Genomic DNA, 12,788 nt, shown 5'->3' with positions numbered 1-12,788 from the left:
CTTTGCGGGCTTTTTTAAGACCTGGTTTTTGGTTAATATTCTCACTTGTACACAAATATCTGTATTAACAGTATTTATTAATAATAAAATAGTAAAATCTTTCACTTATACACAAATAAATTATACATTACGGTATCAAAAAGGTATCAAAATTATTTTGGAGCTTATAAAATAAAGAAACAAAAAGTTTATCCAATTTTATACTATTTTTTAATTCTTTTTTTATCATATGTTTTAACAACATAATTATCCAACTCTCTTTGTTCTTCGATAGTCGTGGCAAAATATTCTTTAATATTTGATAATTCACGGTCCTCTAATAATTTTTCAATAACTTTTTCACTGTGATTGTTAAACCAAACCCAATCAACCTCAGGAAAGATACCTTCAATTTCAGCTTCAATATCTGATAATATTTCTTTATCATTAAAGTATCCTTTCCTCCACAGATTAAAAAGTTGTGAAATTGATCTTTTCCAAGGATCTGGAAATATCTGTATTCCTCTAACCTGATTTTTTTTATTAATTTCATTAATCAAGCTATCATAAATAAAATTTCTTAAATTTGGGAAATCAAATATTTTTTTGTCCATAATTTCAATAATATTGTGATAATATTCTGAACTAACATTCTCCTCTGTAAAAGTAGATAATATTTTCAATACTAAACTCTGTGTTTCTTCAGATAGATAATTAAAAAAATGAAGGAATAATGAATGAAATGCAAAAATATTGCTCGATTCAATTTTATTATATTTTATTTTCAATAACTGTATTTCTAATTTTTCTACTTTTATTTCTCTTTTTTCATCAGTATTACACATATCTAAAATTATCTTATATAACTCATATAGTGAATAAAAAGTGGAATGATTACTTTCTTCAATTAGCGATATTTGATTTATCAAAATTTCTTCAAGAGATAACTTATCTTCTACTGTCAACAAATCTGAGTATTCAATTATTGTTTTTAATATCCCCCTTATTTCTGAGCTTAGTTCATAATTTACATTTATTTTTCCTACAGCTTCTATTAAACTTGTTAACTCATCATAGTCAATCATTGACAATAAAGTTAGGATTCGTCTGTATTCATGAAAATTATCATCAATCATAGAAAAATTCATATTAACCAGTGTATCAAAACGCTTAAAAATATAACTTTTAGCCTCTTTAGATATTTTTATTCTACTCAAAGAATAATTTGATAAGTAATATTTAATTTTGTTTTTATCAATATTAGGCAAAATAATTTTAACATCTTCTAAATCTATTTCCTTCAAAATAGACGATGTTGTTTCATTACCAAACATAGTAGTTTTAGGTACGGTATTAGCATTATCGTAACTTAGAAGTAATATTTCAAGATATCTGTTTATTATTGATTTATAAATTGCGTATTGCTCCACACATAAACAATTTGAATCTAAGAATTGTTGTAGATTACGTATTAAAAATGCTGATTTATTTAGATTATTATTGAAAGAACGTCCTCCATTTCTATAATTCTGATTTTCATCACGAATTTTATCAAACAAATCATTAATTTTCTCCAGTTTACTATACAAAAAATGCATATTAAGAATATTATCTCTAAAATATTCAATTATTTTTTTATCATCTCCTGATAAAGAATCGATTAGTTGTTGAGTCAATTGTTCTAGTTCAACTGATATTATAGGATTTGGATAGTCATTTTCTTCAGGACCCCAGGAATCATGTATGTGATTAAAATTAAATTCACAAATCAAAAAGTTAATATAATCTTTTCGTTGAAATGATAAATTAGCAATCTCCCTATATTTCACTTTAGCAAGTTTATATTTTTTTTCTTTGTAAAGTTGATATGGTTCAAATAATAAATCATTTTTTCTTATTTGTCTTTCGTCTGGTAAGTTTATATTAAAGAAACTCCTTAGAAGAGTTTTTTCTTTAACAAAGTTTATCAGTTCGATGTTTGTTATATCAAAATTACTTTCACTTTCTTTAACCCAATTATATTTATCATCAAGATGTATTGCTCTATTAGAAAGTCTGGAATATTTATGTATATCGTTTATCTCAACAAAATTCATTTTATCCAGGAACGATATCTTATCCCATAATCTTATACTATTGATAATATTATCCTGATTATTTTCTAAAATTTCATTAAAAAATATCTGTGTTAAATAATATCTAGAATCAATGTCTTTTCTACTTGCTTCATCTTTTAATTCATCACTTTCATTTGAGATTATGTATATACCTTTTTTTCTATAATATTCTCTAACAATATTTGATGGTTTGGAAGTAGTATAAAAATAGGCAATTTTGGCATCATAAGAAAAACTATTTTGAATTAGTCTAAATATTGAATTAAATGTTGAATCTTCTAATGAATATCCGACAAACAATAAAGTATTGTTCATTATCAATGATTGTATAAGTGTAATTAACATCGGAAAGTTCAAATGATAATCTAAGTAATCATCCTCTTTAAGAACAAAATTTTTTTTGTTCAAATCTCCATGCATTTTTAATAGGTAATTTTCCGAATCTGTGTACGGAATATCTTTGTCCTCAACAACTACATTGTATTTAAAAATTTCTTGGTCAAATTGTTGTTCAAGTAATGTATCATAATTTGTTGTAATAATGTGTTTTGGTCTGATTTTAGCGATTTGCCTGTGTAATTCATTCGGTAATGGGGTCTCACCTTTAGAAAACATATCCTCAATTTTTTTTATATAATGGTTTTGACCAAATGTATCATAATAATATTGTGCAACTCTCAAATTATCTTTGGCACTTTTTTCATTTTTTGAAATTTGTAGCTCATCTTTAAAAGAACTAATTAGTCCTTCCCAAGTTGGAAGCCCAGAATTTACTGAGATTCCAGCTCCTACAAATAGAATGAGAGAGTTATCATTCATTGATTTAATAACTTGTCGCTTAGCTAAAATATAATCATCGTCCATAATAAAACACCTCATAATTTCCTTCACTTTCAGTAATATAAGAAATCTTCTTTATCTCTATGTTTTTATTAACAATCCTTTCTTTCAAATAGTAAGCAACTGCTTCTTGAAAAGCTTTTGAATTAAAGTTTTCTTTGGACATCATCTCAAACTTATTATTCAAACTTTTACATTCAAAAATAACTCCTAAAGTGGATTCCGAATCTTTAAAATTATATATAGCAAGATCAATATTCTTCGACGTATTCATGAAGTTGTTAGGAAGTACTTCTACTAAGAAGTCCTTTAGTAAATTTTTTTGAAACTCTTCCGTTTCATTTTTGTTTTTTTTCAAGCTCGATAAGTATTTTACAATTTTTCTATTAAAACTTTGTTTCTCTTCGTCCAATGGCATGATTGCTTGAATATATTTATTCATACTTGCTTTTAAACTAACTCCATTTACAGCTATATTTCTCCTCAAAATTATTAAGTTGATTTTTAATAAAGTATTCTTCCTATTATATTATATCATCAAATTTTTAATAGAAGATGGCCAAATCATATATGATTTTAAATTTTTACTTACTCGAATACAATTTCAACATATGGTTTATACTTAAAACTCTCACTCGTTAACAAGTACAAACAATATAATAAAATTTGAAAAATTTTGTGGTGTGTAAGTGCGCCTTTGAAATTTTTAGAAAAAATTTCTGCACGGATACCATTAATAATTTGAAAAATTTTATGGTGTATAAGAGCGCATTTGAAAATTATTAAGATAATTTTTAAAGGGAAAGTTTTAAGAACATACTATTTTTCTCCAACAAAGAATCCAATTTAAAATAAATAGGCTTTAACTCATTCTAATTGAAAATCATTTAGAATGAGTTAAGCCAGCATTTTTTATTTGTGAACGTATCTTTTATATTCAATATTCGATAATAAATCTTTCTCATCCCATATTTGTAGTTCCCAAGGTAAACAGCCTACTTGTTCAAAATATAGGTGGAGTCCACGATAATCTTTTTGCTCATATGAAATCAAATTTATTAATCCATATTCCTTCTTAAACCTTTCAAAATTTATCAGTAATTCTTCAATTAGTGAAGAGTTTAAAATAAGCCTAAATCCAAGAATATCATTTAATATTTCTTTTATATCTTTTCCACCTTCAGATATATTTTGCTTTATTTTTTTCTGAATTCTTTCCGATGATTTCACACGATACAAAAGCGGTAAATCTCCAGTCATTGTTTTCATTAAATAATCATTGAGTGATTCATGAAATACAAGTCGTAATTTTATAATTTCTTGGACATCTATATCATGTAATGTAGTTTCAAAATAATCTCTTATTAAAACTTTATCATTCAATCCTACTACTTCAAAATATTCATCTGTTATTGCTAAATTAATTTGATTAATTGTTAATATAAACTTTTCTATCTTTGGAATATCTATTTGCTGTGATGTACATCCCAATGAATGACTTGATAATGTTTTGTCTTTCAATCGTTTTACTTCTGGATATTCATCTGTTATCACTTTATTAATTTGATTAACTCTTAAGAAAAAGTTTCCCACAGTTTTATCCTTATTTTCCATGTGCCTTGTAAAATCCCTATTATTTTTATCATACTTAATCACATTCAACATCAAATAATTCTTAATATCGTTTTTTCATAAAATTTAATCAATTATACTTGAGTAAAATTATTCATAACAGAACAATAGAGTATATTTTTAAGTTCATTCTTTTTACAGTTAAAAAGTTCAATACGTTTAACGCTTTTCGTTTTTTGAAGAATTAAAGTATCAAAAATTAAGTTGTTATCAGTTTCTAATACTTGAGTTAATACTTTGTTAAGTCATTGCTTTTATATTCCTGAATAGCTTCAGTTATGATCTCAATCTCTAAAATTTTATATAAGATTTAAATCCATTATTTTACTTTTCGGTCATAAACCAACTTAAGATTTCAAGACTAACTGATTCATCATTTTCCAGTATAGTGTTAGTTCTTTTAATTCTTCTAGCTCCAACTCAAATAAATTAATTCTTTCGGCTTGTTCAAGCTGATTTAAAAGCATTTTATTATATCTATTTGGTTTTTCATTTGTTTTATGAAATTGAGTTGCTACCGCACCTGCAATTAATTCATTCAAAACTTCAATTTCTAAAGTCCTTTGATAAGTTTATGACATAGTTTTGCTCCTTTAAACATATAATAACATAAAATAACCTAATATCTTATATGAGGTTATTTTATAATATTTAATTACTCAACTATGACTTCTTCTATCATTTTCGTATGCAATAGCTTTTTGTTCAATTGTTCTCTCTTCCTTCAATCGTTCGATTGAACTTAATAAATAGGCTAACGGAGATTCTACATCCTCAGGAATCCGTTCTATAATAGACAATACTTCATCACTAGTTACAAACCTTTCACTTAAATACTCTCCAATTTTCATTTTTTGGTGATGAGTTAAAGTATAGCCATTCGGAAAACAAAACTTGTCATTATATTTATCTGCTATAACTTGTAGTAGTGAGTAATATTCAGTTTTAATATAATAATTCTCTGATTTTAATTCTTCTGGATACTTCTCTCTAGAACTAATATCAATATTCTTTTTCTTTTTCTCTTTCTTGTTCTTAATCTGTTGCGTTACTTCATCGTTACCATCCGTTACTGTAACGTTACTAGTAACGTTACTTTCTAATAAAATATCAACTTCACCATTTGCCAATCTTTTTTGCTTATCTCTATGTCGAGCAACTATTTCCCTAGTCTGATCCCTTATTTTTTCCATTCCTTCAATATTTTGATGTTTTTGCCAATTTGGAATTGTAATAGCTCCATTAATAAATCTTATCATACCGAATTCTTCAAAAACTTTTAATGCAAGTTTAATTGTAGTTGGCTTTTTTCTAAAAACAGTCGTCAACATTTCTTCTGTGTAAAACACTTTATTTCCAAGTGCTAAAACACCACTATAATTTTGTTTTCCAGCTAAAACAAGTAATTTCAACCAAATAACTATTAAAGAATCTCCTTCAGGCATCGACTCAATAAGTTGAATCTTCTCATCATCAAAAATATCTGTTGTAATTTTGATCCATTTTACATCACCCATTATATTCACCAACTACCTTTCAAACTGTTCTAGCCATTGGGTTACTTTACGTTTATCATATAAGGTCACTCCGTCAATGACCATATGTGGCATCCCTTCTTTTTGCCACTTAACAATTGTTGTTGTCGATACATCCAACCACCTACATAACCCAGCCATACGGACTAAAGGCTTATGTAATTCTTTATCTTCTAATGCTTTTGCAATGGCTATTTGAACCATACTATCGTATTTTGCAAAAATTTTTTTCTCAGTTGCTTTTGGCAGTTGAACTGTTATTCCATCTAACATCTTTCTTCCCCTTATATTTTATTTAAATAGAGTAGTTTATCTCCTATTTACATTGATTAAGTAAAGCATACAAATAGAATTGGTTATTAACACGAACCTAGCTTTGTATCTATAAATTCTCCTATTTTCATTGGCTCACTCGTGTCTTTTTCATCCATTCAGATAATTCATTACGTTGCTCCTCAGTTAATTTCCTCTTTTTTCTTGGAAAAATATTTATTGAAAAGTCTTCCCCAATAAGTACATTAGCTTGCATCCAGATAACCCTATCATCTTCTACTTCAGTATTAAGTATTTTATATGCATCTGGTTGTTTGAGCATTCTATTCACATGAGGTGAATAACTACTTTCAATTGTCCAAGTTTTAGTTAAAGCATCAAATTGGATAAATGTTTCCTGTTCTTCTAAACTATAAGCCATCATGACTCCATTCTTTATTTTATAAACTCCGAAATAATTCATTTTGAATTATATTTATTCATTATAAATTCATTTTGAATTTATGTCAATCTTTTTTTATTCATTTTGAATAATTTATGTTAAAATATATACTATAATAACTTTATGAAAGGAATCATATGAACAATATTGAAAAACTTATCAAAGAAAGTGGGAAAAAACTTACAGAGATTAGCGAAGATACTGGTATTGCTTATCCAACACTTTCTGGATATAATCAAGGAATCAGAACTCCTAAGAAAGAAAATGCTCAGAAATTAGCTAACTATTTTGGGGTATCAACACCATATATTTTAGGACTCGATAATAATCCACAAATTCTAGATTTTACTAATGAAAGTATTGTAAAGGGCTTAACTGAACAAATTAAGGGTCGTAAAACTTTGGATATGATGCTTACTTCTACTCCATATCTGGATGCAATTGTAGAAATAATGGATGATATGTTAAATAAACAAGTTTTAGATAACTATATAGATATACTATATTCCAATAAATATCCTTCAGCAGTTGTTGAATTATTAAAGCAAAATTTAAACGAAAAAATTGAAGAACTCCCAGCTATAGCTAATAGAAGTGGTGATCCAAAAAGTAAATTTCATTACTTATGGCAATCTTGGGAAAAAGAACCTGAAAAAATCAAACGAAATGAAGATGTTTTAAAAAAGATAGACGAACAAGGTATTCCATTTTTTAAATCTTGGAAATAAAATTAGTAATTTCTTTATTTTAACCTTAAGAAATATAGGAGAAATTACAATGTCCATTCACAAATATCCCAGCAAAAAAGCCAAATCAGGTTATTTATACTTTGTTAAAGTTTATATGATACGTGACGGTGAGCGACACGATCATATAAAAAGAGGTTTTCGAACTAGAAAAGAAGCTAAAGACTATGAAGCGAAAATACTCTACCTAAAATCTTCTGGGAAGTTAGAAGATTTTGTTAAACCTGTCCAACGTACCTATGAAGAAGTGTTCAAAGAATGGTATCAAGCCTATTTAGGTACCGTAGAGCAAACGACTGCTTCCCGAACATATGATATGTTTCGTCTTCATATTCTTCCAGAATTTGGGCAACTTCCAATTAGTAAAATAAGCCCACTTGATTGTCAAAACTTTATCACTAATAAAGCTAAAACATTTAAAAATATCAAACAAATCAAGTCTTATACCGGTCAGATTTTTGACTTTGCAATGAAGATGAAATTACTACAACATAATCCAATTAGTGATGTCATTATGCCTAGAAATAATACAAAGCAAGTTAATAATTTTTGGTCAGTTAATGAACTAAAGCATTTCTTATCAATCGTTCACGAGGAAGAACCATATAAACATTATGCACTCTTTAGACTACTAGCTTATAGTGGTTTGAGAAAGGGAGAGTTATATGCTCTAAAGTGGAAAGACTTAAACATCATTACTGAAATACTTTCTGTTTCAAAAAGTTTAGGTCGGATTGATGGGCATGCTATTGAAAAAGGCACTAAAAATCAATTTTCCACTAGGCAAATTAAGCTTGACTCTGAGACAATTTGCATCCTAAAACAATGGAAAGACATTAGTTTAAAAGAAAAAGGCACAACTTTCAGTTGCACCTCTTTCGATTGATAACGATTATCTCTTCACTTATTGTTCAAGAAATGGGGATATAAAGCCTCTCCATGCCGACTATATCAATAACCTATTAGATAAAATCATTAAAAAACATAATCTAAAAAAAATTAGTCCTCATGGTTTCAGACACACTCATGCAACATTAATGATTGAAATTGGTGTTGATCCAGTTAATACTGCTAAGAGACTAGGACATGCTAGCAGTCAAATGACTCTTGATACCTATAGTCATGCTACAGCAGTTGGTGAAGATAAATCTATTAAACAATTTGCTGAATATCTAAAAAAATCAAATTTAACAAAACAAACCAAGTCAAAAGATTTCCGAGACGGTATCAAAAAAGGTATCAAAAGTAAAAATGGCAATAAAAAAGACACCTTGCAAATGACTTGCAAAGTGCCTGTAAACGTTGATATATCACTGATATTAACGTTTTGAGAATTGTGATGCTTTGCGGGCTTTTTTAAGACCTGGTTTTTTACGTTCAACCATACGTGCGTCACGTGTAAGAAGTCCAGCGCGTTTTAATGAATCGCGGAAGTCTGGGTCTACTTGTAGCAATGCGCGAGCGATACCATGACGGATAGCTCCTGATTGACCACCGTATCCACCACCATTAACGTTTACGAAAACGTCATATGAACCTTCAGTAGATGTTACTGCGAAAGGTTGGTTGATAACTAAACGTAGGTCAGCGTGTGGGATGTATTCTTCAACATCTTTGCTGTTAACTGTGATTTTACCAGTACCTGGAACTAAACGAACGCGTGCGACAGCGTTTTTACGACGACCAGTACCTGCATATTGTGCTTGTGCCATTATTTAAATGCTCCTTTCCTCTTAGATAAGTCCTGAAATATCAAGTACTTCTGGTTGTTGTGCAGCGTGTGTGTGCTCAGGTCCAACAAATACTTTTAATTTCATGCCTTGTGCACGTCCAAGAGTGTTATGTGGAAGCATGCCTTTAACAGATTTTTCAATCAAACGAACAGCGTTTTTAGAACGAAGTTCACCAGCTGAGATTGCTTTCAATCCACCTGGGTACATTGAGTGAGTGTAGTAAATTTTATCAGTTGCTTTTTTACCAGTTAATTTAACTTTTTCAGCATTGATAACAATTACAAAGTCACCTGTATCAGTGTGTGGTGTGAAAGTTGGTTTGTTTTTTCCGCGAAGTACGCTAGCAACTACTGCAGAAAGACGTCCAAGAGGTACATCTGTTGCGTCAACAACGTACCATTTGCGTTCAACTTGGCCAGTTTTAGCCATAAAAGTTGTTTTGTTCATGATTTCTCCTATACGAATTCGTAATATTTGTTTACAAGTGTTGATGGGTGTTCCGTCCCATCAAAGGGTATTTGGAAGGTTCCGGGGCCTTTCAAATGGGGTAAACAATACCGCCTACTATAATAACAAAAATACTTGTGGCTAGCAAGTACTTTGACAGTATTATTTTTATTTTTATTCCTTTTACAGGCTGACTTATCTTTCCTTGTGTCCAATGACAAAAGCGGCAAGGGTTTTGGGGCCAACATGGGCGGCAATGACTGGTCCTAGTGGCATCACAAGCACGTCTGAAATCTTAGGATTAGCCAACAAGCTTGCCTTTAACTGCTCTGCCCCTTCTGGATCTACGGAATGGGCAATAACTACCCGTGAATCGTCAATGTCACTGGCAATGCGTTCTTCCATGTCACGTAAGGCTTTTTTACGACCACGCGCTTTGGAGATGGGCACCAATTTCCCTTGAGCATCTATCCACAAAATGGGTTTGATACTGGCGATACTTCCTAGAATAGCGGAGCTTTTAGACAAACGGCCTCCACGCATCAAGTGATAAAGGTCATCCACCAAAAAGTAGGTCCGCAAGCGCGGTGCGGTATCCTCAATCAACAACTTGACCGCTTCCAGTGACTGTCCCTGATCACGCGCCTCGACCGCCAACATGACCAGGTAGCCTTCACCACCAGCTGCACCTAGGGTATCCACAATTTCAATCACAGCTTCTGGATAGTCATCTAGAACCATTTGACGGGCCATGACAGCACTCTGGTAAGTCCCCGATAGGATAGATGAAAAGGCTATATATAAAACGGCTTGGCCTGCTTTGACTTTTTGTCGGAAATATTCTTCAAAGGTCCCTACGTTGATTTGACTGGTTTTAGGCTTGCTGCCAGCCGTCATTTTGGCCAGCAGAGTCTCACTGTCAAGGGCATTGGGGCCCACTGTTTCATAGGTAATCCCGTCACATTCAATGGTTAAGCCTAGTAGATCAACTTTGTTTGCTTTAGCCCACTGGCCATCTAAATCAGCAGTGGAATCTGTCAATAATACAAATGACATAGCATCTCCTTTTTTCTTTGATTAGTTTGATTATCAAACTATTATTGTGTTATTCTAACAAAATTTAAAGGGTCCTGCAAGGGCATCTGTCATGAAACTGTTTTCTTGCCTTGAAAACAAAAAAGCACCCAAGTGCTTCTTTCTTTTAACTCACTCATCCCAAATCATCCATAAAGTCTTTGAGTTTTTGAAGATTAGCTTCCTCAAAGGGGCGGAGTTTTGGTTTTTTCATTTCGATGGATTTGGACATTTTTTCCAAATCGGATTTGACAGTGTTGACTCGGCGTTCTAATTCACGGGCTGGGACGCGCAGGGCGCCTTGGGAGAAAATGGCCCATTGCTCATTGAGATCACTGGTTGCCACTTCGACCAGGTTTAGACTGGTATTTAACTCTGCGGCCATGCGTTCAATGTAGGCGTCTGCTGTTTCATCTTCCTCAGTAAAAATCACTGAAATCATGTATTGGTCATAGCGTTGGCGGACACCTGGGACAAACTGGGCATCAAAGACACAGGTGATCTCAATCTTCTCAAAATGGGCGTAGTTATTGAGCTTATTCAGCAGTACTGTTCTGGCTTGATCTAATTGATTGGTTTTGAAGAGTTGTCGTGTTTCTTCCCAAAAGGCAATCATGTTATAGCCATCAACCAGTAGTCGTCTTTTCTTCATACTTGTTCCTAGAGTTTATTGCGGAAGACTTCGTACATAAGCACAGCTGCTGCCACGCTGGCATTTAAACTTTGTACATGGCCATCCATGGGAATGGTAATCATCTCATCCACTTGTTTTTTGATATTGTGAGAAATCCCCTTGCCTTCACTGCCAATGATTAAGGCTAATTTGCCTGACGTGTTCCACTTTTGCACGGGAGTGCCATCCATGTCTGTCCCAAAAATCCAGAATCCCGCTTCCTTAAGTTTATCCAAAGTTTGGCTGAGATTGGTAACCCGGGCGATTGGGAGGTGTTCTACTGCACCTGTTGAGGTTTTGGAGACGACAGGTGTTACCCCCACAGCGCGGTGCTTGGGAATAATAATCCCACAAACCTTAGTAGCATCTGCCGTTCTCAAAATCGAGCCAAAGTTGTGAGGATCGGTAATGCCATCAAGGATCATGATTAGCGGATTTTCTTCACTTTCAGCTTTTTTGAGGATGTCTGCTAGTTCAGCGTAGGCGTACTCAGACACACGCAAAACAAAGCCCTGATGGACTGCCCCTTCAGTCATTTCAGACAGGGTCTTCTTAGGCGTCCAAGAGATTGAGACCTTCTTTTCTGTTGCCAGAGCTTTAATGGCATCAACATTTTTGCCACGTAAATCTTCTTGAATGTAAAGCTTGTTACCGGTATTGGCATTGAGGCTTTCGGTGACGGCATGCACGCCGTAAACCATGTCAGTTGTTTCTTGTAAGTGTTTATCTTTCATAGTTTTCATTATACCATGAATGTCTCTAAAAAGTGACCGGCCAGTGATTTAATTTCCATTCAAAAAAGCCCTAGCCAATACTAGAGCTTTTTGGGACTAGCATTTAATAGTGAATAGGTGATGATTGTTGGCTAATGCCATTGTAGGTAACCTTAACACTATAATCACCACTTGGGTAACCTGTCATGTCAAACCAGGCTGACATTTGTGTCCATCCTGCTTGCAAGTCATAGCTAATGGTATTTTTGACCTGACCTGTTTGATCAAGCAATTCCACTTTAGCTTGACCTCCTTGAGCCAGTTGAGCTGGTATCTGAATAGCAATATCTAAAAGAGGTTTTTGAGCTTGTAAAATGGCCGTAACAGCAAGACTATCTTGTTGGACTGCTTGCCCAGCTTGGTTTTGATTCGTTTGTAAGGCATAAATAGGTGAAGCCACAAAAGTTAGTAAGGCAAAAAGGGCAAGACTGACTGACAACTGTAATTTTCTCATTTTAATCATAAAAAACCTCCATTTATTCTTTCTTTTTTTCATTATAAAGAAAAAAATGACAAGTTTCAAA

General features: G+C 32.1%; 12 protein-coding genes and 3 pseudogenes. 2 read left to right on the top strand and 13 right to left on the bottom strand.

The window, feature by feature from the left end:
* Positions 1-203: 203 nt before the first annotated feature.
* The 7 genes and pseudogenes from DQM95_RS01915 to DQM95_RS01885 all read right to left on the bottom strand — a co-directional run bounded on the left by DQM95_RS01915 (position 204) and on the right by DQM95_RS01885 (position 6,797).
* Positions 204-2,960 carry an SIR2 family protein gene (locus DQM95_RS01915; protein ID WP_037593259.1) on the bottom strand — a complete coding sequence of 919 codons (2,757 nt, stop codon included), beginning with the start codon at positions 2,958-2,960 and terminating at the stop codon, positions 204-206.
* Between the two features lie 46 nt (positions 2,961-3,006).
* A pseudogene (locus DQM95_RS01910) lies at positions 3,007-3,411 on the bottom strand (DUF7149 domain-containing protein); the annotation flags it as partial.
* A gap of 437 nt (positions 3,412-3,848) precedes the next feature.
* Positions 3,849-4,550 carry a nucleotidyltransferase family protein gene (locus DQM95_RS01905; protein WP_170123119.1) on the bottom strand — a complete coding sequence of 234 codons (702 nt, stop codon included), beginning with the start codon at positions 4,548-4,550 and terminating at the stop codon, positions 3,849-3,851.
* 365 nt (positions 4,551-4,915) lie between these two features.
* Positions 4,916-5,128, bottom strand: a pseudogene (locus tag DQM95_RS01900) (antitoxin); the annotation flags it as partial.
* Between the two features lie 99 nt (positions 5,129-5,227).
* Positions 5,228-6,085 (bottom strand): phage replisome organizer N-terminal domain-containing protein, encoded by an 858-nt coding sequence (locus DQM95_RS01895; RefSeq protein WP_037593253.1) that lies wholly within the window; start codon positions 6,083-6,085, stop codon positions 5,228-5,230.
* Positions 6,086-6,097: 12 nt separating this feature from the next.
* Positions 6,098-6,376 carry a hypothetical protein gene (locus DQM95_RS01890; protein ID WP_037593251.1) on the bottom strand — a complete coding sequence of 93 codons (279 nt, stop codon included), beginning with the start codon at positions 6,374-6,376 and terminating at the stop codon, positions 6,098-6,100.
* A 127-nt stretch (positions 6,377-6,503) separates the two neighbouring features.
* Positions 6,504-6,797: a hypothetical protein gene (locus DQM95_RS01885; protein ID WP_037593249.1), complete on the bottom strand. Its 294-nt coding sequence runs from the start codon at positions 6,795-6,797 to the stop codon at positions 6,504-6,506.
* Positions 6,798-6,955: 158 nt separating this feature from the next.
* Here DQM95_RS01885 and DQM95_RS01880 point away from each other — a divergent pair, with 158 nt between their 5' ends.
* Both DQM95_RS01880 and DQM95_RS01875 read left to right on the top strand, forming a co-directional pair.
* Entirely contained in the window at positions 6,956-7,546 is a 591-nt protein-coding gene (locus DQM95_RS01880; RefSeq protein ID WP_037593247.1) for a helix-turn-helix domain-containing protein, read from the top strand.
* Positions 7,547-7,595: 49 nt separating this feature from the next.
* Positions 7,596-8,748, top strand: a pseudogene (locus tag DQM95_RS01875) (tyrosine-type recombinase/integrase); the annotation flags it as partial.
* Between the two features lie 135 nt (positions 8,749-8,883).
* Here the strand turns inward: DQM95_RS01875 and rpsI are convergent.
* The 6 genes from rpsI to DQM95_RS01845 all read right to left on the bottom strand — a co-directional run bounded on the left by rpsI (position 8,884) and on the right by DQM95_RS01845 (position 12,727).
* On the bottom strand, positions 8,884-9,276 hold the full coding sequence (gene rpsI, locus DQM95_RS01870) for a 30S ribosomal protein S9 (protein WP_012657824.1): 393 nt from the start codon (positions 9,274-9,276) through the stop codon (positions 8,884-8,886).
* Positions 9,277-9,297: 21 nt separating this feature from the next.
* Positions 9,298-9,744: a 50S ribosomal protein L13 gene (rplM, locus tag DQM95_RS01865; RefSeq protein ID WP_012657823.1), complete on the bottom strand. Its 447-nt coding sequence runs from the start codon at positions 9,742-9,744 to the stop codon at positions 9,298-9,300.
* 195 nt (positions 9,745-9,939) lie between these two features.
* Positions 9,940-10,800: a DegV family protein gene (locus tag DQM95_RS01860; protein ID WP_037593245.1), complete on the bottom strand. Its 861-nt coding sequence runs from the start codon at positions 10,798-10,800 to the stop codon at positions 9,940-9,942.
* Between the two features lie 154 nt (positions 10,801-10,954).
* Positions 10,955-11,470, bottom strand: a complete 516-nt coding sequence (locus DQM95_RS01855) for an NYN domain-containing protein (protein ID WP_037593242.1) — start codon at positions 11,468-11,470, stop codon at positions 10,955-10,957.
* A gap of 8 nt (positions 11,471-11,478) precedes the next feature.
* Positions 11,479-12,225: a 23S rRNA (guanosine(2251)-2'-O)-methyltransferase RlmB gene (rlmB, locus tag DQM95_RS01850; RefSeq protein ID WP_037593292.1), complete on the bottom strand. Its 747-nt coding sequence runs from the start codon at positions 12,223-12,225 to the stop codon at positions 11,479-11,481.
* 103 nt (positions 12,226-12,328) lie between these two features.
* Positions 12,329-12,727: a hypothetical protein gene (locus tag DQM95_RS01845; RefSeq protein WP_037593240.1), complete on the bottom strand. Its 399-nt coding sequence runs from the start codon at positions 12,725-12,727 to the stop codon at positions 12,329-12,331.
* Between the last annotated feature and the right edge of the window lie 61 nt (positions 12,728-12,788).

This window comes from Streptococcus uberis (assembly GCF_900475595.1).
GTDB lineage: Bacteria > Bacillota > Bacilli > Lactobacillales > Streptococcaceae > Streptococcus > Streptococcus uberis.
This window is presented reverse-complemented; position numbering and strand designations above follow the sequence as displayed.